Source organism: Castellaniella sp. GW247-6E4, from assembly GCF_040276065.1.
Lineage (GTDB): Bacteria > Pseudomonadota > Gammaproteobacteria > Burkholderiales > Burkholderiaceae_B > Castellaniella.
Window position 1 is genome coordinate 37268 of record NZ_JBELOI010000006.1, and the last position, 21050, is coordinate 58317.

The 21050-nt window shown below is 65.5% G+C and carries 17 protein-coding genes; 8 read left to right on the plus strand and 9 right to left on the minus strand.

What is annotated here, in order from left to right; all coding sequences use genetic code 11:
* Positions 1 to 14 precede the first annotated feature (14 nt).
* Both ovoA and ABS761_RS08775 read right to left on the minus strand, forming a co-directional pair.
* Positions 15 to 2186, minus strand: coding sequence for a 5-histidylcysteine sulfoxide synthase (gene ovoA / locus ABS761_RS08770; protein WP_350407834.1), 2172 nt, complete (start codon positions 2184 to 2186; stop codon positions 15 to 17).
* 102 nt (positions 2187 to 2288) lie between these two features.
* Positions 2289 to 3008, minus strand: coding sequence for a ferredoxin--NADP reductase (locus tag ABS761_RS08775; RefSeq protein ID WP_350407835.1), 720 nt, complete (start codon positions 3006 to 3008; stop codon positions 2289 to 2291).
* Positions 3009 to 3270: 262 nt separating this feature from the next.
* On the opposite strand from ABS761_RS08775, the gene serA reads away from it, so the two are divergent.
* From serA to ABS761_RS08810, 7 genes are all read left to right on the plus strand, one after another.
* Complete coding sequence (gene serA / locus ABS761_RS08780; protein WP_350407837.1) at positions 3271 to 4470, plus strand: phosphoglycerate dehydrogenase; 1200 nt, start codon at positions 3271 to 3273, stop codon at positions 4468 to 4470.
* A 217-nt stretch (positions 4471 to 4687) separates the two neighbouring features.
* Positions 4688 to 6094, plus strand: a complete 1407-nt coding sequence (locus ABS761_RS08785) for a NarK family nitrate/nitrite MFS transporter (protein WP_350407839.1) — start codon at positions 4688 to 4690, stop codon at positions 6092 to 6094.
* A gap of 51 nt (positions 6095 to 6145) precedes the next feature.
* Entirely contained in the window at positions 6146 to 9901 is a 3756-nt protein-coding gene (locus ABS761_RS08790; protein ID WP_350407840.1) for a nitrate reductase subunit alpha, read from the plus strand.
* A gap of 10 nt (positions 9902 to 9911) precedes the next feature.
* Positions 9912 to 11456: a nitrate reductase subunit beta gene (gene narH, locus ABS761_RS08795; protein ID WP_350407842.1), complete on the plus strand. Its 1545-nt coding sequence runs from the start codon at positions 9912 to 9914 to the stop codon at positions 11454 to 11456.
* A gap of 10 nt (positions 11457 to 11466) precedes the next feature.
* Entirely contained in the window at positions 11467 to 12171 is a 705-nt protein-coding gene (gene narJ, locus ABS761_RS08800; protein ID WP_350407844.1) for a nitrate reductase molybdenum cofactor assembly chaperone, read from the plus strand.
* 9 nt (positions 12172 to 12180) lie between these two features.
* A complete protein-coding gene (gene narI, locus ABS761_RS08805; RefSeq protein WP_350407846.1) occupies positions 12181 to 12867 on the plus strand; it encodes a respiratory nitrate reductase subunit gamma in 687 nt (228 codons plus the stop codon).
* An 18-nt stretch (positions 12868 to 12885) separates the two neighbouring features.
* Positions 12886 to 13632, plus strand: coding sequence for a peptidylprolyl isomerase (locus tag ABS761_RS08810; protein WP_350407847.1), 747 nt, complete (start codon positions 12886 to 12888; stop codon positions 13630 to 13632).
* Positions 13633 to 13651: 19 nt separating this feature from the next.
* Here ABS761_RS08810 and ABS761_RS08815 read toward each other — a convergent pair whose 3' ends face one another.
* From ABS761_RS08815 to ABS761_RS08840, 6 genes are all read right to left on the minus strand, one after another.
* A complete protein-coding gene (locus ABS761_RS08815; protein ID WP_350407849.1) occupies positions 13652 to 14110 on the minus strand; it encodes an RrF2 family transcriptional regulator in 459 nt (152 codons plus the stop codon).
* Between the two features lie 25 nt (positions 14111 to 14135).
* Positions 14136 to 15398: an NnrS family protein gene (locus tag ABS761_RS08820; protein WP_350407850.1), complete on the minus strand. Its 1263-nt coding sequence runs from the start codon at positions 15396 to 15398 to the stop codon at positions 14136 to 14138.
* Positions 15376 to 15795 carry a group III truncated hemoglobin gene (locus ABS761_RS08825; RefSeq protein ID WP_350407852.1) on the minus strand — a complete coding sequence of 140 codons (420 nt, stop codon included), beginning with the start codon at positions 15793 to 15795 and terminating at the stop codon, positions 15376 to 15378. The genes ABS761_RS08820 and ABS761_RS08825 overlap by 23 nt, the downstream gene beginning before the upstream one ends.
* A 96-nt stretch (positions 15796 to 15891) precedes the next feature.
* The gene (locus tag ABS761_RS08830; protein WP_350407853.1) at positions 15892 to 16653 is read right to left on the minus strand and encodes a sulfite exporter TauE/SafE family protein; all 762 of its coding nucleotides are present in this window, start codon (positions 16651 to 16653) and stop codon (positions 15892 to 15894) included.
* 65 nt (positions 16654 to 16718) lie between these two features.
* Positions 16719 to 17552, minus strand: coding sequence for a thymidylate synthase (locus ABS761_RS08835; RefSeq protein ID WP_350407855.1), 834 nt, complete (start codon positions 17550 to 17552; stop codon positions 16719 to 16721).
* Positions 17553 to 17563: 11 nt separating this feature from the next.
* Positions 17564 to 18418 carry an ABC transporter ATP-binding protein gene (locus tag ABS761_RS08840; protein WP_350407856.1) on the minus strand — a complete coding sequence of 285 codons (855 nt, stop codon included), beginning with the start codon at positions 18416 to 18418 and terminating at the stop codon, positions 17564 to 17566.
* A gap of 126 nt (positions 18419 to 18544) precedes the next feature.
* Between ABS761_RS08840 and ABS761_RS08845 the strand changes: the two genes are divergently transcribed.
* Positions 18545 to 19489: a LysR family transcriptional regulator gene (locus tag ABS761_RS08845; protein ID WP_350407858.1), complete on the plus strand. Its 945-nt coding sequence runs from the start codon at positions 18545 to 18547 to the stop codon at positions 19487 to 19489.
* Here the strand turns inward: ABS761_RS08845 and ABS761_RS08850 are convergent.
* Positions 19484 to 21040: a methylenetetrahydrofolate reductase C-terminal domain-containing protein gene (locus tag ABS761_RS08850; RefSeq protein ID WP_350407860.1), complete on the minus strand. Its 1557-nt coding sequence runs from the start codon at positions 21038 to 21040 to the stop codon at positions 19484 to 19486. The genes ABS761_RS08845 and ABS761_RS08850 overlap by 6 nt on opposite strands.
* Between the last annotated feature and the right edge of the window lie 10 nt (positions 21041 to 21050).

The window sequence follows — 21050 nt, forward strand, 5'->3', positions numbered from 1 at the left end:
CTGCGTCCAGGGCCCTAGTCGGGCAGGCGCTCCCAGATCGTGACCTCCGAGAGCGTGTGCTGGAACTTGCGCCGGGTCTCGCGTATCACGAAGGGTACCTCGAGCGGGCCGGCGATCCGGCGGAAATGCCGGCCCAGGTGATCCTCGAGGCCGTCCAGGGTGGTGTAGTTCTCTGCGTCCTTTTTGAATCCGCCGATCCAGGCGGCGCGCGGCGTATGCTCCTCGAGCCAGGTATAGGGCGAGGTGACCATCAGCAAGCCGCCGGCCACGATGCGCGTGTGGATCTGGTCGAGGAACTTGGCCGGATCGTACAGGCGGTCGATCAGGTTGGCCGCCAGCACCAGGTCATAACCGGTGAACTGGGTCTTGAGATTGCAGGCATCGCCCTGGTAGAACTCCACGCGGTCGACCGTCTCCGCGAGGTCCAGTTCGGCGAGCGAGCGCGCCTTATAGGACACCAGCTCGCCCTCGTCGACCAGCGTGTAGCGCAATTGGCCAGTCTGGATCAGTTGCACGCCCTGGCTGATGAAGCGCGCCGAGAAATCGACGCCCGTCACCGAATCGAAGGCGCGCGCCAGCTCGAAGGCCGCGCGGCCCGAGGCGCAACCCAGGTCCAGGGCGCGGCGGCGCGGCCGCTGCTCGCCCATGGCCTCGATCGCCATGGCCGCCAGCGTGCGCGGGAAGTTCGCCACCCCGAAATACTCGTCGCCATAATGGAACTCGGCGTACTCGGACATCAGCTTGTCCGTTTCGTAGTACCCGCTGGGTGCCACCGCCGGCACGTGCGACACCACATAGCGGAAGCCCGCGTGCTGGAAGAAGTGGCGCCGAAAGGCATAGCGCGAGGCGCGCACCGCCTCGTTGCCGCAGGAAATCCAGGAGCCGCCCTTGATCAGGTTATGGCGGCCGTCGAAGGTCGGCGTCGTGAAATCGTCGTAGATGGGATGCACATCGAAGCCATCGAAGGGGTAGGTGGGCGTCTCGGTCCATTGCCAGACATTGCCCACCACGTCGTACCAGTCGCCGTGCCGCCAGGTATCCACCGGGCACGACGAGTGGCCGTGGTCCAGATGGATGTTCGCATGCGCCGGCGCCTCGCCGAGGTCCTCGAGGCCGGCCTCGTCGTACAGGCGGTACCACTCGTCCTCGGTCGGCAGGCGCACGGGCTGCCCGGTTTCCGACGCCTTCCAGTTGCAAAAAGCCTTGGCCTCGTGATAGTTGACCTCGGCCGGCCAGGCCCAGGGCATCGGAATTTCCTCGGTCATCAGCCGCAGCGCCCAGCCCTGGGTTTTCTTGACCCAGAACGTGGGATGCTGCGCGTGGCTGAACGACAACCACTCGCGTCCCTCGTCGCCCCAGTTGTGGTGGTTCAAGTAGCCTCCGGCCTCCACGAACTCCAGGAACTCGGCATTGCTGACCAGGTAGCGGCTGGCCTGGAAGCCCTCGACCACCGCCTCGTGGCGACCGTACTCATTGTCCCATCCGTACTGCGGCGAATCGTAGGCCTTGCCCACCGACACCGCGCCCCGGGGCACCGGTGCCAGCGCATTGGCCGGGGCGGGTGTGGCGGTGTCGCGCCGCGGCGCCCAGGCCGCCGAGGGGCGCACGTCGCTCAGCGCCTGCTGGCGGATCAGCACCGAAGAGGTCTCGAGGTGGATGCGCTCGTGCTCGATCCCCATGATGATGGCCCACCAGGGATGGGTCCAGTTGATCGGCGACTGCAAGGGCGCGTGATCGATCAGGTCCAGGACCAGGGCGCGCACCCGGCCGCGATAGGCCCGGACCTCGGCCACGGTCGGCCAATCGTAATGGGTGTCGTCCAGATCGTCCCAGCTCATCTCGTCGACGCCGACGGCGAACATCGATTCCAGCCGGTGGTCCAGACGCTGGTCGATCATGCGCGTGAGCAGCAGTTTGTTGACGAAGAAGGTCGCCGTATGGCCAAAGTAGAAGATCAGCGGATGGCGTAGCGCGATCGGTTTGACCATATAGGCCTCCTCGGAGGCCAGGCACTCGAACAGCGACTCGTAGCGATCGAAGGTGTCCAGGAAATAATGCCGGAGCGAGGCCCGCAGCCGTTCGACATCGGGGTCGGCGAGGTTCGGCGTGCGCGAGAAGAGCGACGGGTCGGGGGCCGCCCCGGGGGCGGTGGTGGCGAGAGTCGTGGGCTTGGCGGTCGAGGGCATGGAATGTCCGTGTAGGTGTGCGTGGGCGGCGGTCGTGCTGTGTGCGCCGCGGTCCCGTCTTGCTAAGGGTACACCCGTCGGCGCCGCGGGTGCCATGATCAGTCAGTAGCCGTAGAAGCCCTCGCTGCGGATGGACGCCTCGGGGATGCCGGCCTCGGTCAGCGAATCACCCAGCGCCTCGATCATGCCTGGCGCCCCCGTGATGTAGATCCAGGGATCGCTCAGGCCGTCGATCGCCCGGCGCACGGCGGCCACGTCGATCCGGCCGCGCAGCCCCTCCCAGTGCTCGTCGGGCGCGGTGAGGGTCGCCAGCAGGCGCAGGCGCGGGTTCAGGCGCGTGAGTTCGCGCAATTCGTCGAGGAAGGCCGCATCCTCGGCGCGCCGGTTCGAGTACAGCAGCACGAATTGGTGGGGCGTGCCCGCGTGCGTGGCGTGGCGCAGCATGCTCATGTATGGCGTGATGCCGATGCCCCCGGCGATCAGCACCAGCGGCCGCCCGGCCGCCTCCGGCAGGGTCAGCTTGCCGTAGGGGCCGCCGAATCGTAGCGCCGCCTGTGGCGCCAGCGCCGATAACGCCTGTTTGTAGGGTGTGCCGCGCATGCGGGTCGCCACACATAGCGTGTCCTCATGCGGGGCGCTGACGAGTGAAAAGGTGTGCTTGAGGGGCGGGGTGTCGGCCCCGGCGTCCGGCGATTGTGGCAAGGTCAGCGAAATCGTCTGTCCGGGTGCGAAGACGAAGCCCTCCGGCTTGGAGAATCGAAAGGCCGAGGTGTCGCGGGCGACCGCGCTGCAGTCGATCAGGCGGGTGTCATAGGTGGGCATGGGTGCTCCTGTTTTGGTTTGCGGACGGCCTGTCGCGGCGTGCTGTTCCCGGCGGGGGAGGGTGCGGCCGCATCATATTCTCGGTGTATGGGATGCACGTCGCGCGCCTGGCGTTCCCGGGCCATGATACGCCGGGGGGACTGAACTCTGAGCGAAGGAAGCCTTTGCCACGCCTTGACCCCTGCAACATCAGGGATGACCCTGACTAAGCGGCCGAAATGCGTCACAATACTCGTTTTCCTTGCACACGATGGAATGCCTCATGACCCGGATCGTCTTGTTCGAAAACATTCACCCCAGCGCCAAAGAGGTATTCGTGGCCTCGGGCTTCGACGAGGTGATCACGTATCCCGGCGCGCTGACTGGTGCTGAGTTGCGCGAGGCTTTGCGCGGCGCCCATATCGCCGGAATCCGCTCGCGTACACACCTCGACCAGGCGGCCTTCGCCGAGGCGGTCGACCTGCGGGCGGTGGGCTGCTTTTGCATCGGGACCAATCAGGTCGATCTCGAAAATGCCGCCTTGAAGGGCATCCCGGTGTTCAATGCGCCGTTCTCCAACACGCGTTCGGTGGCCGAACTGGTGCTGGGCGAGGCCATCCTGCTGCTGCGCCGCATCCCCGAAAAGAACGCCCGGGTCCACGAGGGTTTCTGGGACAAGTCCGCCGAAGGCGCCTACGAGGCGCGCGGCAAGACCCTCGGGATCGTCGGCTATGGCAATATCGGCTCACAGGTCGGCATTCTGGCCGAGTCGGCCGGCATGCGGGTGCTCTATCACGACATCGAGGCCAAGCTCCCGCTGGGCAATGCGCATGCCACTTCGTCACTAAAGAAATTCCTCGCCCAAGCCGACGTGGTCACCTTGCACGTGCCCGGCGGCAGGGACACCGCCAACCTGATCGACGCCGAGGCGATCGCCGCCATGAAGCCCGGTGCCATCCTCATCAATGCATCGCGGGGCACGGTGGTCGACATCCCGGCCCTGCATCGGGCGCTGAAATCCGGCCATCTCTCGGGCGCGGCCATCGACGTGTTTCCGCTCGAGCCCAAGAGCCGCGACGAGGCCCTCGACAGCCCGCTGCGCGGCATGCACAACGTCATCCTGACCCCGCACATCGGCGGCAGCACGCAGGAATCCCAGGAAAACATCGGCCGCGAGGTTGCGGAAAAACTCAAGCGCTTCATCACCAGCGGCACCACCAAGGGCGCGGTCAATTTTCCCGAGATTCCCTACCATGAGCAGGCTGGCGCCGCCCGCATCATCCACATCCACCAGAACGTTCCGGGCGCCATGGGCGCGCTCAGCAATCTGATGGGCGAGTACGGCCTGAACATCGTCAGCCAGCAGCTCCAGACCCGCGGCAAGATCGGCTATGCCATCACCGACGTCGACGGCGATGTCACCGACCAGGTGATCGAGGGCCTGCGCGCCCATCCCATCACGATCCGCTGTAACCTGGTCTGAGGAATACCCCCCTCCCGGCGGCCATGACCGTGCCGCCCGAGGGGGTATTCATTCCCGCGCGCCGGCCATATACTGGCCAGACCAGTTTCCCGACTGTCCCAGCCGACGGGTGAGCTCGCCGGAATGACTCTCTATTCGGGTTGGGTATATTGATGTAGATCAGTACCCAGGTCGTCCGTGAGGGTTATGGTGAGGGACCTTCAAAAAGGAGCGCGGCATGAGCCAGCCCCCCTCCCTCAGGACGGCCAGCCGCCGACGTCTGCTGACGGTCTGGACCCCAGAGGATCGCGCATTCTGGGTCCGCGAGGGCCATGCGATCGCAAACGTCAATCTCTGGATCTCCATCCCGGCGCTGTTCCTCGCCTTTGCCGTCTGGCAAATGTGGAGCGTCGTCGCGGTCAACCTGCCCAATCTCGGATTCCAGTACAGCGAAAACCAGCTCTTCTGGCTCGCGGCCCTGCCCGCGCTCTCGGGGGCCACGCTGCGAATCTTTTATTCCTTTATGGTGCCGGTGTTCGGCGGGCGGCGCTGGACGGCGCTCACCACGGCCAGCCTGCTGCTGCCCACGATCGGCGTGGGCCTCGCGATCCAGGATCCGGCGACACCCTATTCGACGATGCTGGTCCTGGCGCTGCTATGCGGCCTGGGCGGCGGGAATTTCTCGTCCTCGATGGCCAACATCAGCTTCTTCTTTCCCAAGGAACGCAAGGGCTCGGCCCTGGGGTTGAACGCGGGCTTGGGAAACCTCGGCGTCTCCTCGGTCCAGTTCCTCGCGCCCATCGTGATCACCATCGGCATGCTCGGCCCATGGGCTGGCGGCCCACAGCAGGCGCGGCTCTCGGGGATGCAGGGCGGGCCGATCGAGGTCTGGGCCCAGAATGCGGCCTTCATCTGGGTCCCCTTCATCCTCATCGTGTCCATGCTGGCCTGGGTGGCGATGCATGACATCGCCGATGCCAGGGCCTCGTTCTCCGAGCAGGCGGTGATCTTCCGGCGCAAGCACAACTGGATCATGTGCTTTCTGTACCTGGGGACCTTCGGTTCGTTCATCGGTTTTTCGGCGGGCTTTCCGCTGCTGATCAAGCTCCTTTACCCTGAAGTCCGACCGCTGCAGTACGCGTGGCTGGGGCCTTTGGTGGGCGCCTTGGCCAGGCCGTTCGGCGGCTGGCTCTCGGACCGCATCGGCGGTGCGCGCGTGACGGCCTGGACCTTTGCGCTGATGGCGCTGGCGGTGGTCGGCGCGATGATGGCCTTGCCCGGTGCCGGGTCCCCCGGCAGTTTCGGTGGATTCCTGCTGGCCTTCCTGCTGCTGTTCTTTTTGTCGGGCATCGGCAACGGCTCGACCTTCGCCATGATTCCGCCGATCTTCAACACCTTGGCCCAGCGCCGCCTCTCCGGCGAGCGGGCCGAGGCCGAGGGCGCGCGGGAATCGGCCGCGGTGCTGGGGTTCAGCGGCGCGATGGGCGCCTACGGCGGATTCTTCATCCCCAAGAGCTTTGGCACCTCGATCGAGTTGACGGGTTCGCCCTACGCGGCCCTGGTGTTCTTCGTGGTGTTTTACGTGGTCTCCATCCTGGTGACCTGGTGGTACTACGCCCGCCGCGGGGCCGAGGTGCCCTGCTGAAGCGCCCCCGGCGGCGCCCATCGCGACTCAACAAGGAACGGAGCGAACATCGTGAGCCATTTCATTGATCGTCTCAAATACTTCACCCGAACCTCCGAGCCGTTCTCCGACGGCCACGGCAGCGTGGTCCACGAGGACCGGACCTGGGAGGACGCCTATCGCAATCGCTGGCAGCACGACAAGATCGTCCGTTCCACGCACGGGGTCAACTGCACCGGCTCCTGTTCCTGGAAGATCTACGTCAAGGGCGGGATCGTGACCTGGGAAACCCAGCAGACCGACTACCCCAGGACCCGGCCGGGCATGCCCAATCATGAGCCCCGGGGCTGTCCGCGCGGCGCTTCGTTCTCCTGGTACTTGTATAGTGCCAACCGGGTCAAGTATCCGATGCTGCGCGGGCGGCTGGCGCGTCTGTGGCGCGAGCAGCGCAAGACCCTCGATCCCGTCCAGGCCTGGGAGGCCATTGTCACGGACCCCGAACGCGCGGCGCAGTACAAGACCATGCGCGGCCTGGGCGGCTTCGTGCGCTCGGACTGGGACGAGGTCAACGAGCTCGTCGCCGCCGCCAACATCTATACGATCAAGCGCTACGGGCCGGATCGGATCGCCGGGTTTTCGCCGATTCCGGCCATGTCGATGGTCTCCTATGCCTCGGGCAGCCGCTACCTGTCGCTGCTGGGCGGCACGGTGCTGAGCTTCTATGACTGGTACTGCGACCTGCCGCCGTCCAGCCCGCAGACTTGGGGCGAGCAGACCGACGTCAGCGAGTCCGCCGATTGGTATAACTCCAGCTTCATCATGTTGTGGGGCTCGAACGTGCCCCAGACCCGCACACCGGACGCGCACTTCATGGTCGAGGCGCGTTACCGCGGCGCCAAGGTCGTCTCGGTGTTTCCCGACTATGCCGAGGGGGCGAAGTTCGGCGACATCTGGCTGCATCCCAAGCAAGGCACGGATGCCGCGCTGGCCCTGGCCATGGGCCACGTCATCCTCAAGGAATTCCATCTGGCGGGGCGCAGCCCCTACTTCGACGGCTACTGTCGCCAGTACACCGACATGCCGTTCCTGGTGCGCCTGGTGCGTCAGGGCGACCGCTACGTGCCCGAGCGCATGGTCCGCGCCTCGGACTTTGCCGATCGCCTGGGGCAGGACAACAACCCGGAATGGAAGACCGTCGCCTATGACGAGCGCACCGGCGAGATCATCGTGCCGCAGGGCTCCGTCGGCTTTCGCTGGGGGCAAGCCGAGGACGGGGACGCCGGCAAGTGGAACCTCGAGCTCAAGGACGCGCGCGGCCATGAGGTCATGCCGCGCCTGACGCTGCTGGGCTCCCAGGACGAGGTGGTGCCCGTGGCCTTCCCGTATTTCGGCGGGCGGCATCACGACTATTTCCAGGGCACCGACCATGACGAGGTGCTGGTGCGCAATCTGCCGGCCCGGCGGATCCGGACCGTCGAGGGCGAGATCCTGGTGGCAACGGTCTTCGACCTGTTCGTCGCCAACTATGGCATCGATCGGGGGCTGGGCGGCGACAACACCGCCGCGTCCTACGACGACGACGTGCCCTACACCCCGGCCTGGCAGGAGCGCATCACCGGCGTCAAGCGTGCCGACGTCATCACCGTGGCGCGCCAGTTCGCCGAGAACGCCGACAAGACCCGAGGCAAATCCATGGTCATCCTGGGGGCCGGCCTGAACCACTGGTACCACATGGACATGGCCTATCGCGGCATCATCAACCTGGTCGCGATGTGCGGCTGCGTCGGCCAGTCCGGCGGCGGCTGGTGCCATTACGTGGGCCAGGAAAAACTGCGGCCCCAGACGGGCTGGACGATGCTGGCCTTCGCCCTGGACTGGCTGCGTCCGCCGCGCCACATGAACGGCACCTCGTTTTTCTATGCGCACACCGATCAATGGCGCTACGAGCGGCTGCAGGTCTCGGAATTGCTGTCGCCGCTGGCCGATGCGTCGCGCTACGAGGGCAGCCTGATCGACATGAACGTGCGCGCCGAGCGCATGGGCTGGCTGCCGACCGCGCCCCAGTTGCAGACCAATCCGCTGACGGTGGTGCGCGAGGCGCGCGCCGCGGGCGTCGATCCGCGGGATTATGTGGTGCAGGGCCTGCGCGATGGGCGCCTGAAGTTCGCCTGCGAGGACCCGGACCACCCCGACAATTTTCCGCGCAATATGTTCGTCTGGCGCTCCAATATCCTGGGCTCGTCGGGCAAGGGCCACGAGTATTTCCTCAAGCACTTGCTGGGGACCCAGCACGGGGTGCAGGGCAAGGACCTGGGCGAGGACGGCGGGGCCAAGCCCCTCGAGGTGGCCTGGCACGACCAGGCCCCGCAGGGCAAGCTCGACTTGCTGGTGACGCTGGATTTCCGCATGTCCACGACCTGCCTGTATTCCGACGTCGTGCTGCCGACGGCGACCTGGTACGAAAAGAACGACCTCAACACCTCGGACATGCACCCGTTCATCCACCCCTTGTCGGCCGCTGTCGACCCGATCTGGGAATCGCGCAGCGACTGGGAAATCTACAAGGATCTGGCACGGAAGTTTTCTGAACTTGCGGCCGGGGCCGGGCTCGACGACGAGGACCTGGTCATGCAGCCCATGCAGCACGACTCCCCGGGCGAGCTTACCGATCCGTTCAGCGTGCGTGACTGGCGAAAAGGCGAGTGCGATCCGATACCCGGCAAGACCATGCCCAACCTGATGGTCGTGAACCGGGACTATGCCAATGTGTACAAGCGCTATACCGCGCTGGGACCCCTGGCCGAGACGCTGGGCAACGGTGGCAAGGGCATCGCCTGGGACACCAAGGACGAGGTGCGGTTCCTCGGCGATCTCAACGACCGCGAGCGCGCGGACGGCGCGAGCCGGGACCGGCCGCGCATCGATTCGGACATCGATGCTTGCGAAACCATTCTTGCGCTCGCGCCCGAAACCAATGGCCATGTCGCGGTCAAGGCCTGGGCGGCCCTCTCGAGGATCACCGGCCGCGACCACACCCACCTGGCGAAATCCAGCGAGCATGAAAAAATCCGCTTTCGCGACTTGCTGGCCCAGCCGCGCAAAATCCTGTCCTCGCCCACGTGGTCCGGCCTCGAGTCCGACAAGGTCAGCTACAGTGCGGGCTACACCAATGTGCACGAGCTCATACCCTGGCGCACGCTCACCGGCCGCCAGGAGCTCTACCAGGACCACCCCTGGATGCGCGATTTCGGCGAGGCCCTGTGCGTCTACCGGCCGCCGGTCGATACCAAGACCATCCGCCCCATGCTCGAGCAGAAGTTCAGCAATGGCAATCCCCACGTGGTGTTGAACTTCATCACGCCGCACCAGAAATGGGGAATCCACTCGACGTATTCCGACAACCTCATCATGCTGACGCTCTCGCGCGGCGGCCCCATCGTCTGGATGTCCGAGATCGACGCCGCCAAGGCGGACATCGTCGACAACGACTGGATCGAGGTCTTCAACGTCAACGGCGCGCTGGTCGCTCGCGCGGTGGTCAGCCAGCGCGTGCCCGAGGGCATGACCATGATGTACCACGCACAGGAAAAGCTGGTGCACATCCCGGGCTCCGAGATCACCAAGGGGCGCGGCGGCATCCACAATTCGGTGACGCGCACGGTGCTCAAGCCCACGCACATGATTGGCGGCTATGCGCACCTGTCCTATGGCTTCAACTACTACGGGACCGTGGGTTCGAATCGCGACGAGTTCGTCGTGGTGCGCAAGGTCCGCAAGGTCGACTGGATGGACGAATCGCACGAGCTGTCCGTGCATTCGCAGGCTTGAAGGGGGTCGCATGAAAATTCGCGCGCAAGTCGCCATGGTTCTGAACCTGGATAAGTGCATCGGCTGCCACACGTGTTCGATCACCTGCAAGAACGTATGGACCTCCCGCGAGGGTATGGAATATGCATGGTTCAACAACGTAGAAACTAAACCAGGGATCGGCTACCCCAAGGATTGGGAAAACCAGGACCGCTGGAACGGCGGCTGGCGCCGCCGCGCCAATGGGCGCATCGAGCCGCGTCAGGGGGGCAGGCTCAAGCTGCTCTCGCGCATTTTCGCCAATCCGAACCTGCCGCAGGTTGACGACTACTACGAGCCGTTCACCTACGACTACGAGTACCTGCAGACCGCGCCCGAGCGCAAGACCCCGCCCACGGCGCGGCCGCGCTCGCTGATCAGCGGCCGGCGCATGGAAAAGATCGAATGGGGGCCCAACTGGGAGGAGATCCTCGGCGGCGAGTTCTCCAAGCGCTCCAAGGACTATAACTTCGAGGCGGTGCAAAAGGATATCTACGGCCAGTTCGAGAATACCTTCATGATGTACCTGCCGCGCCTGTGCGAGCATTGTCTCAATCCGACCTGCGTGGCGAGCTGTCCCTCGGGCTCGATCTACAAGCGCGCCGAGGACGGGATCGTGCTGATCGACCAGGACAAGTGCCGCGGCTGGCGCATGTGCATCTCGGGGTGTCCCTATAAAAAGATCTACTACAACTGGAAATCCGGCAAGGCCGAGAAGTGCATCTTCTGTTATCCCCGCATCGAGGCCGGCATGCCGACGGTCTGCTCCGAGACCTGCGTGGGCCGCATCCGCTACCTGGGCGTCCTACTGTACGACGCCGACCGCATCGAGGCGGCTGCCAGCGTCCCGGACGAAAAGGACCTCTACGAGGCGCAGCTCGACCTGTTCCTGGATCCGGACGACCCCGAGGTCGCTCGCCAGGCGCTGGCCGACGGCATCCCCGAGAACTGGCTGATCGCGGCCCGCAACTCGCCGGTCTACAAAATGGCCGTCGACTGGCGGATTGCCTTCCCCCTGCATCCCGAGTACCGGACACTGCCGATGGTCTGGTATGTGCCGCCGCTCTCGCCGATCCAGTCCGCGGCCAACAGCGGCCAGATCGGGACTTTTGGCCAGATCCCCGACGTGCAGTCACTGCGCATTCCTTTGCGCTATCTGGCCAACTTGCTGACCGCGGGCGATGAGGCGCCGATTGCGCGGGCGCTCGAGCGTCTGCTCGGCATGCGCGCCTTCATGCGCGCACGCACCGTCGACGGTCAAGAGCGTCTGGACATCCTCGAGCAGGTCGGCTTGTCCCTTTTTCAGGTCGAGGACATGTACCGCTACCTGGCGATCGCCGACTATGAGGACCGCTTCGTGGTGCCCACGGCGCATCGCGAGTCGGCCGAGGACGCATTCGATCTGCGTGGCGGCTGCGGCTTCACCTTCGGCAACGGCTGTTCGGACGGGACGTCGGGCGGATCCCTGTTCGGGACCAAGTCGCGCAAGGGCCGCAAGCCCACGGTCGTGTTCCTCGATCCGACGCGCACGGCATGAGGGGGCGCGCATGACAACGAACGCGACGACCTCCCCCGGGATTCCGGTGTATTCGGTGCTCTCGGCCCTGCTCGGCTATCCTGGGCAGGCGCTGCTCGGCGAGCTGCCGGCGCTGTCGGCCGCTTTGGCGCCCGATGCGCGCGAACGCCTGGCGCCGCTATTCGGTTTTCTGGCCGGCCCGGGCGACCTGATCGACCTGCAGGAACAATACGTGGCGACCTTCGACCGGCGCGCCGCGCATTCGCTGCATCTGTTCGAACACATACACGGCGAATCGCGCGACCGCGGTCAGGCCATGGTGGACCTGCGGGCCGAGTACCTGCGCCATGGGCTAGAGCCCGCGACCGCCGAGCTGCCGGACTACGTGCCCTTGTTCCTCGAGTTCCTCGGCCAGATCGACGCGGCCGAGGCGCAGGCCCTGCTGGGCGACGCCATCCATGTGCTCGCGCGGCTGGGCGACAAGCTGGCCGAGGCCGGCAGCCCTTATGCCTGCCTCTTTGCCGAGCTGCGCCGCCATACCCCCGTCGAGCCCGAGGCACTGCCCGAGCCGCCCGAGGGGGACATGGAGGAAACCATGGTGACCTTCGGTCCCGGGGCCGACGGCACCGAGCCGCCGATCATGCGCGGCGCCGGCAAGACCGACGGCGCGCAGCCCATCGTGTTCCATCCGCCGCGCCCGCGCTCGCCTCGCGGCCCCGCCGATGGCCAGTCCTAGGAGACGCCCATGAAAGCCTATTTCGATCTGTTCTTTTTCGGCCTCTACCCCTACATCGCCCTGACGATCTTTTTGCTGGGCAGCCTGGTGCGCTTCGAGCGCGAGCAATATACCTGGAAGAGCGATTCCAGCGAATTTCTGCGCCGTGGTTCGCTGAACTGGGGCAGCAACCTGTTCCACATCGGCATCATCTCTTTGTTTTTCACCCACCTGGTCGGCCTGCTGACGCCGCCGGCGGTCTACCACGCCATGGGCGTGAGCACCGAGTTCAAGCAGATCATGGCCATCGTGGTGGGCGCGATCCTCGGCCTGGTCTGCCTGGTCGGGCTGGTCCTGCTGCTGCATCGCCGCTGGATCGAAATCCGCGTGTCGCATAACACGCGCGTCTCCGACTGGGTGACTCTGCTGTGGATCCTGCTGGTGCTGGTGATCGGCCTGGTCTCGATCTTCACCTCCATCCACCACAAGGACGGTGCGGTGATGATTCAGTTGGGCGAGTGGTCGCAGCGCATCGTGACCTTCCGCGGCGGCGCGGTGGGGGCGCTCGAGGGCGTGCCCACCGTCTACCGCCTGCACATGGTGCTGGGCATGACCCTGTTCGTGATCTTTCCGTTCACGCGCCTGGTCCATGTCTGGAGCGGTTTCGCCTCGGTGACTTATCTCGGACGCGCGCGCCAGATCGTGCGCTCCCGGTAACGTAGCCCCGGAGGCGCCATGATCACCGTCAACGACATCGTCATCACCGAGGCGGCCATCCTCGAGGAAGCCGCCAGACACGCGGCCGATCCCAATCCCAGGCTCGCGGCGGGCCACGAACTGGTCCTGCGCGAGCTGGTGCGCCAGCGCGCTTTGGAGCTGGGCCTGCCAGTGGACGACGACGCCTCGGCGCTTGAGACCGTGCTGGCGCGGGACGTGCGCACGCCCGAGGCGGACGAGGCGAGTTGCCGGCGCTACTACGAAGGCCACCCCGACGAGTTCCGCGAGGGCGATCGAGTCGAGGTCCGGCACATCTTGTTCCAGGTGACCGCGGGGGTCGACGTGCAGCGCCTGCGCGGGCGCGCCAATGTCATCCTGGCTGAGCTGCATCGGGACGGCGTCGCGCATTTCACCCGCTACGCGAGGGAATATTCCAATTGCCCCTCGGGGCGTGAGGGTGGCGACCTCGGGATCCTGACACGTGGCGACGCCGTGCCCGAGTTCGAGCGGGCCGTGTTCGCCCTGCCGGCCGACAGTCTCGCGGGCGAACTGATCCAGACCCGTTTCGGTTTTCACATCGTGCGGACCGGTTACAAGGTCGAAGGCCGCCCGCTGCCCTTCGACGAGGTGCGCGAGCGGCTGGCGGACTGGCTCGAGGATGCGAGCCAGCGCCGTGCGGTGCACCAGTATCTGCGGCGATTGGTGGGCGGCGCCCGCATCGAGGGCATCCCTATGGAGGGTGCGGAATCGCCCCTCGTTCAATAGGGCGCAGGGCCCGGCGTCCTCAGCGCGCCCGCGCCGTGATCCTGGTCGGGGCCTCGGAAGGCGCCTGGGCCGCCTGGGGTGGCGGGCGCAGGACGTCGGCCAGCGTGTGCCGGTTGAGGTGGTCCATGAAGGCCTGCAGGGCGCCCGCCACGATGGGTGTCAGGCCGCAGCGTCCGCTGAGCACGCAGGTATTGTGCGGGCCCATGCATTCGACCAGCGCCAGGTCGTTCTCGGTGTCGCGGATCACCTCGCCCAGCGGGATGTCGGTGGGATCGTGGGCGAGCTGCATGCCGCCGTTCTTGCCGCGTACGGTGTGTATCCAGCCGCGCTGCGCCAGCCGGTGGGTGATCTTCATCAGGTGCGGTTCCGAGATCCCGTAGGCGCGCGCCACCTCGGCAATCGTGCACAGGCGATCCGGATGTGTGCCCAGGTGCATCAGCAGCCGGATCGCGTAATCGCTCATGTTGGTCAGGCGCATGGCAGGGTGTCCTGGGCGGTGGGGCTCAGCGGCTCGTCGCGGCGGCCGCTACGGGTGCCGGGACGACCAGGGGCTTGTCGGGACGTGGGCGGATCAGCATCGGGCCGAAGCGCCACAGGTACAGGCCCATGGACAGGATCCAGGCCGCCGCCGCGAGGTGCAGCAGATGCTGCGTGGCCGCCGAGGGCCAGAGCGCGGCCAGGCGCAGGACGACCGCCAGCACCATCAAGTAGTGGTTGGCCAGCATGCTGCCGTCCAGCGCCAGTGGGCGCCCGAGGTGGCCCAGGGCGGTGCGGTTGAGCATGCCGATGATCAGGACGCAGAAGCCCGCCATGCCGATCAGGTGGACGTGGGCCGCGTTGCGTGCGAACAGGCCGCGCGCGGTGCCCGGCTCGAGCAGGCCGCTCAGTTGCGTAGCGGCGGCCAGCAAGCCGATGCCGATGAACGCATAGCCCAGGTACAGTATCCACAGCATCGGCTTGCGCGCCACGGCGCCGGGTTTCCAGTAGACGAGCTGGGCCAGGCTGATGAGGCCGGTGAGTGCCAGGGCCGGGGCCATGAGCTTGGGCAGGTCCAGCAAGCCGGCAATCAGGGCGAACGCGCTGAACACCATCTGGACATGGCCCGAGCGCGTCAGCATGGGGATTTTCAGGCCGGGGACCATGCGCATGGTAAAGAACGGAATCACGCGCCGTGCGATCAGCAGCGCGACGATGGCCATGCCGATCAGGCCGAGATCGAAGCGGCGCATCAGCAGCGCGTAGTTGCCCTCGAGCGCGGCCAGCAGATACAGCAGGTCGGCGGCGCCCAGGGCCAGCATCAGCACCGGCAGGCCATAGTTGCGGCGGCTGCGGCCCTTGACCATGACGCGCATGAGGCTGATCGCGGCGCCCAGAAAGAACAGCAGCTCGGCGGCCGTGGCGATCCAGAAGCCGGTCATGCCGCCCGCCAGGAAACCGATGCGCGCGATGATCCACAGCACGCACAGGGCGCCGAGCGCCCGGCCCTCGAGCGGATTGAAACCGGTCCAGGTCGCGCTGGCGGTCAGCAGGAAACCCACCGCGATGGTGATGATGAAGCCCCACAGCATCTCATGCGCGTGCCAGACCACGCCCCCGAGCGGGGCCTCGAGGAGCTGGGGCGCATAAACCCACAGGGCGATCGAGACCAGGGCCCAGACCGTCCCGGCGAGGTACAGCGGCCGGAAGCCCAGCGCGAGGAAAGCCTCCATCGAGGGCCGCGTGGGCGTGGCCGCCGGCGTCTCTTCAATTTGCATCAGTCGGGACATGGTCGAACTCCGTGGGGTTCCGGTCCGGCGCGTGGCTGATCTGGTAACCGTACCAGAGGCTGCGTGCGACGCGGTGGGCGAACTCGTTGGCCTGCGCGGCAAAGGGCCGGTTGTCGAATTCGTCGGTGGTCTGGCGAAACAGGTCCAGCCAGCGCGTGAACATATCGCCCCGCAGGTCGGGGAGGGCGATGTGGCGGGGCATGGGGGTGCCGCTGTAGGACCCGGTGCGCCGCAGCAGCGAGGACCAGAAGCGCACCATGCGCTCGAGGTGCTCGTCCCAGTCGTCGATGTGGGCGTCGAAGATCGGGCCCAGGACGTCGTCCCGGCGGACCCTGCGGTAGAAGCGGTGGACGAGCGCAGTGATTTCGTCCTCGGTACAGATGTCGTTGGCAGGCATGGGGAGGGCGTCGGGTCGGTGAATTTTAAAGATTCATATTATAGTTATCTTAATGCGCTCTGCAAAGCGGGGCAGCGTCTTGCCGGGGCGGTGGCTCTAAACGAGAAAGGCCAGGACCCCGATGCCCAGCAGGGCGAATAGGGAAACCCGCCTGAGGAAGGCTTGGCGCTTGCCGGCTTTGCGGTTCAGCAGGGCGCCCAGCAGGGTTGCCGCGATTGCAAAGGGCAGCAGCATGAGGGTCCAGACGCCCTGTTGCAGGGTCAGGCCGCCGCCGAAGCCCAGCAGGACCAGGGCGGCCGACTGCCCCAGGACGAAGAACACGATGTTGGCCGCGCGCATGGCGGCGTGGGCCAGGCCACGGTCCGACAGCATGTACAGCACCACGGGTGGGCCGCCGATGCCGGCGATCGCCGTCATCGTGCCGCTCAGCAGGCCAGCCAGGATGTCCTGCAGGGGGCCGCGCCGCCCCCGGTAGTGCCAGCCGACCAGCATCAGCAGCGCGAGAATGACGACCATGAGGGAGACGGTCTTGCGCATGGTGGCGGGATCCACCCAATGCAGCATGGCCAACCCGACCGGCATGCCGAACAGCGAGGGGATGAGCAGGCGCAGCACCAGTCGCCAGTCCACTTGGCGCATGGCGTCGGGCAGGATCGGGAAATAGACGATCAGGCTGATGGCGAGCACCAGCACCAGGACGTCCGTGGGAGGCATCAGCAGGCTGAAGATCGGCGCCATCAGCAGGCCGGCCCCGAATCCGGAGAAGCCGAGCAGCATGCAGCCGGCGAAGCTTGCCGCGGCCAGGGCGAGAAAGACCGGCCAGGCTGGGAACTGCGTGATCAGCCAATCCGGGATCATGGCCGGCACCGCTTGCGGGAACCCAGTACCATGCTTTGCGGCTCCTTGCGTGGTGTTGATGAGTCCTAGATCGCGACCGGCGCGATGATCTTCGGGTGGGGATTGTAGCCGCTCAGCGTGAAGTCCTCATACTCGAAGGCGAACAGATCGGCCACCGTCGGATTCAGGTGCATGAGCGGAAAGGACCGCGGTGTTCGTCCGAGCTGCTCGCGTACTTGCTCGAGGTGGTTCAGATAGATGTGCGCGTCACCCAGTGTATGCACGAACTCGCCGGGCTGCAGGCCGGTGGCCTGTGCCACCATCAAGGTCAGCAGGGCATAGCAGGCGATGTTGAAAGGCACCCCAAGGAAAAAATCGCCGCTGCGCTGGTAGAGCTGGCAGGACAGGCGACCATCGGACACATAGAATTGGAACAGGGCATGGCATGGGGGCAGCGCCATGCGGCCGATATCGCCCGGATTCCAGGCGAGCACCATGTGGCGGCGCGAATCGGGATCGTTGCGCAGGGATTCCAGCAATCGGGCGATCTGATCGATCTCGCGGCCATCGGCGGCCTTCCAGTGCCGCCACTGATGGCCGTAGATCGGGCCCAGGTCGCCGTCCTCGGGCGCCCATTCGTCCCAGATCGTGACGCCGCGCTCCTGCAGCCAGCGGGCGTTCGTATCCCCCCGCAGGAACCACAGCAGTTCATAGATGATGGACTTCAGGTGCAGGCGTTTGGTCGTCAGCAGCGGGAAGTCCCGCTCGAGTGAGAAGCGCATCTGCATGCCGAACAGGGACAGCGTGCCGGTGCCCGTGCGGTCGGCCTTGCGCGCGCCCCGGGCCAGGATGTCCGCCAGCCGTTCGAGATACTGACTCTCGGCGGGATTGGGCCGCCCCTCGTGGCTTTCCGTCGTCACCGCTGGCCTCCTTATGCCGCGGGGTTGACCGCATCCTGCACTTCGCTTCTGAGCGCGTGCAGCAGCTCGCCTTGCACCTGGATGAAGCGCGGGCTGCTGATGAATTCCTGGGCCCGGGGCTTGGGCTCGTCGATCTCGACCGCGAGCTTCACCCGGCCCGGCCGCCGGCTCATCAACAGCACCCGGTCGGATACGAATACGGCTTCGGCCACGTCGTGGGTGATGAAAATGATCGTCGGCTGGTATTGCTGCCAGAGCTCGAGGACCAGTTCCTGCATCATCAGGCGGGTCTGCGAGTCTAGCGCGCCAAAGGGCTCGTCCATCAGGAGGACGCCGGGCTCCGAGATCAGCGCGCGGGCGATCTGCACGCGCTGCTGCATCCCGCCCGACAACTGGTACGGGTAGTGCTTCTCGAATCCCGTCAGGCGCACCGCCTGCAAGAGCTGGCGCGCGCGCTTCATATAGGTGTCCTCGGGCATGCCTCGGGACTTCACGCCCAGGGTGATGTTATCGAGCACCGTCAGCCACGGGAACAGCGACGCCTGCTGGAACACGATCGAGCGGTCCGGGCCGGGCTTGGAGACCGGCGAGCCATCCAGCAGCACGGTGCCGCTGGAGGGGCTCTCGAAGCCCGCGATCATGTTCATCGCGGTCGATTTTCCGCAGCCCGTGGGGCCCAGGATACTGATGATCTCCGCCGCCTTGATCCGGACGTTCAGTGAATCGACGGCCAGGGTCGATTCGCCGCTGTTGCCTTGCCGGGGATAGGTCTTCGAGACGTTCTCGAAAACCACCATGTCCTTGCGGAGATCCCCGTCCGCGGGGGTGTTGTGTCCAGATGGGCGAGTCTGCTTCAAGTCGTTCATTTTCATTTCTCCAGCCTCCAGTTGAAGTCAATGCTCTTATTCTTGTGATCGGGTGTACTTTGCATTGGATTTATCGGATCATATCGAAAGCCTCCCTGGATCGAACGAGACTCGAATACGACGAACATGACGACTGCGAACCTGCGAAAACTGAGCCATGTGGTGGCTCTTGGAAAATACGGAACATTCGCGCAGGCCGCCGACGCGGTGCACCTGAGCCAGCCGGCCTTCAGCCGCAGCATCCAGTCGATCGAGGAGGAGTACGACGTCAAGCTCTTCCAGCGCAGCACGCGCAAAATCGTCCCGACACCCTACGGCAAGATCGTCATCGCGCGCGCGACCAAGATCCTCCAGGAGGCCCGGGGGCTGCGACGCGACGTCGAGCTGATGAAGGCCCATGAGTACGGCGAGGTGATGATCGGCATGGGTCCGGTCCCCGCGGGGATGTTGCTGATCCCCATGGTCTCCAGGATGGTGCGCGAGCATCCAAAGATCCGCACTCATGTCGAGATCACCCATTGGCGCAATCTGTTGCGCCTGCTCGACGCCGAGCAGCTCGACCTGTTCATCGCCGATACCCGGGAATTGATGAGCAGCGACAACCTCGAGATCATCCCGCTGCCGGAATTGCACATCGGCTGTTTCTGCCGCGCCGGCCATCCGATCCTGAAATCCGGCCACAAAGTCCCGGTCGAGAAATTGCACGAATATCCCATGGGGGCGTTCCGTTTTCCGGATATCTGGGTCAATGAGGTGATGGAGGGGCTCCGCTTCAAGAGCGATCCTCGCACACTCCTCGGCTTCGAATGTGACAATCTGTTGGTGCTCGAACAAGTGGCGCTGTCGACCGACATCATCGTCCTCGGGCCCGCCTCAGCCTTCCGGGCGCGTGGTGGTGAAAACAGGCTGGTTGAAATCAAGCTGAACCCCCCGCTCCAGATATACACACATTTCGGCATCGTCGTTCCCAAAGAGCGGATGCGCTCTCCGGCGGCCGAGCGCTTCATCCAGTACGCGCTCGAGGAAATGCCGCAGTCAACAAAACGCGTCGCCCGGCGGCCCGCTTCATGAGCCGGGCTTGGGTTTTTTCCGGGCCCGGGGCTTGATGCGCACGACCTTTGGATCGGTGCCCTCGTAGTAGTTGATCCAGGACGAGGTGCCGCGCGTGCCATCGACCGCCGGCACCAGGACCTCTTCCAGTTCCTTGAGGCGGCCGGTCGCCTTGGCGAGGCGGTACTTCCGGTTGTGGACGCATTCGCGGTCCTTGAACTCGCAAACGTTATCGTCCGTTCCCGAACAGGGGCCGTTGGCCAGGCCTTTCGGGCAGGTCTCCGGGCACACGTAGTTCAGGTGCTCGATGCGACAGAATCCGCAGGTCTCGCATCCGAGCGCGGCCGATTTCGTCATGTGCTCGAACTTCAGCAGCGCGCGTTTGCCGGGCTGCGTCGAGTTGACCGCGCGCATGAGGGGCTTGAGCACCTTGGCGCCGATCGCGTCCGGGTCGAACATGGCCTGGTGGATCCGCGACATGCGCGTGTACTTGGCCATTTCCTCCCCGGAGGGGCCCACTTGCCCCAGGTCGGGCAGGGCATCCAGGCTGCCAGGGGCGGGGCGCTCGCCGTTGAACATGTACAGGCCGCCCGGGGGGTTGAAGACCACCTGCCCGCCATCGGGCAGGCGGTTGATCTCGGCCCAGGCCTGGTCCCAGGCGTCGCGGCTGGTGATGGTCTGTTCCAGTTCCTCGACCAGGTCAATCATCTCGGACAGGGATTCGTAGGTCTCCACCCCGCTCAATTGCACCCCGGCGTAGCCCATGAGCTTGACGCCCACGACCTGCATGGCCAGGCGCCGATGGTAGAAGCCGCGGGCCTTTTCCTTGCCCCCGCCGTATTCTTCCGTGATCAACGCAAACAGGCTGTCGGACATATACACCCCGGGCAGCCGGCCCGAATGGATGCCGCGCGCCCAGCCAATGGAGGGCAGCAGGAGGTTGGCGACAATCGGGACATCGAAGCCGCGCGCGTCCCGATACCAGATCAGCTCCTCGAACTTGCGCATGTCCCAACTGCAGTTGGTGATGAGGTAGTCGGTGCCCGCGCCGATCTTCTTGACCATCTTCAGGTACTGGTTCGCGAGTTCCTCCTCGCGGTACTTGAACGGTGACATGGCCGTGGCGACGGTGCAGTCGGGGTCCATGCCCTTGGCATCCCGGACCGCCACCACCGACTCGTGGTAGCGGGTGCGCCCCGGGCGGGTGGGCTCCATGACTCGGTCGCCGGTCACCAGCAGCAGGTTGCACAGCCCCGCCTCCAGGGCGCTGCGGATCACGCCGACCGCTTCAGCGGGCAGCCGATCCTTGCCCGCCAAGTGCAGCAGCGGTACCAAGCCGCTGGCCTCGGCCGCGATCTTGCCGCATTCCACGGTGCTGAAGCATGCCGTGGACTTGACCCGGTCGCCGATATTGACCCCGCGCATGCGCGAATCGCGCCCGACCAGCTCGGCGTTGCGCGCCAGCTCGTCCAGCGCCTTGACGCCATCGCTGAGCAGGGCCGGCACGTGCTCCAGGGTGTAGAGGAACCGACCATCGCGCAGCCCCTCTCGTATCGCGTTTCTGTAAGCCATGTCTGTGCGC

Bases quoted from the DNA above. Each gene is read 5' to 3' on its own strand.
- ovoA (WP_350407834.1), bottom strand. From the start codon at position 2,186: ATGCCCTCGACCGCCAAGCCCACGACTCTCGCCACCACCGCCCCCGGG.
- ABS761_RS08775 (WP_350407835.1), bottom strand. From the start codon at position 3,008: ATGCCCACCTATGACACCCGCCTGATCGACTGCAGCGCGGTCGCCCGC.
- serA (WP_350407837.1), top strand. From the start codon at position 3,271: ATGACCCGGATCGTCTTGTTCGAAAACATTCACCCCAGCGCCAAAGAG.
- ABS761_RS08785 (WP_350407839.1), top strand. From the start codon at position 4,688: ATGAGCCAGCCCCCCTCCCTCAGGACGGCCAGCCGCCGACGTCTGCTG.
- narH (WP_350407842.1), top strand. From the start codon at position 9,912: ATGAAAATTCGCGCGCAAGTCGCCATGGTTCTGAACCTGGATAAGTGC.
- narJ (WP_350407844.1), top strand. From the start codon at position 11,467: ATGACAACGAACGCGACGACCTCCCCCGGGATTCCGGTGTATTCGGTG.
- narI (WP_350407846.1), top strand. From the start codon at position 12,181: ATGAAAGCCTATTTCGATCTGTTCTTTTTCGGCCTCTACCCCTACATC.
- ABS761_RS08810 (WP_350407847.1), top strand. From the start codon at position 12,886: ATGATCACCGTCAACGACATCGTCATCACCGAGGCGGCCATCCTCGAG.
- ABS761_RS08815 (WP_350407849.1), bottom strand. From the start codon at position 14,110: ATGCGCCTGACCAACATGAGCGATTACGCGATCCGGCTGCTGATGCAC.
- ABS761_RS08820 (WP_350407850.1), bottom strand. From the start codon at position 15,398: ATGTCCCGACTGATGCAAATTGAAGAGACGCCGGCGGCCACGCCCACG.
- ABS761_RS08825 (WP_350407852.1), bottom strand. From the start codon at position 15,795: ATGCCTGCCAACGACATCTGTACCGAGGACGAAATCACTGCGCTCGTC.
- ABS761_RS08830 (WP_350407853.1), bottom strand. From the start codon at position 16,653: ATGATCCCGGATTGGCTGATCACGCAGTTCCCAGCCTGGCCGGTCTTT.
- ABS761_RS08840 (WP_350407856.1), bottom strand. From the start codon at position 18,418: ATGAACGACTTGAAGCAGACTCGCCCATCTGGACACAACACCCCCGCG.
- ABS761_RS08845 (WP_350407858.1), top strand. From the start codon at position 18,545: ATGACGACTGCGAACCTGCGAAAACTGAGCCATGTGGTGGCTCTTGGA.
- ABS761_RS08850 (WP_350407860.1), bottom strand. From the start codon at position 21,040: ATGGCTTACAGAAACGCGATACGAGAGGGGCTGCGCGATGGTCGGTTC.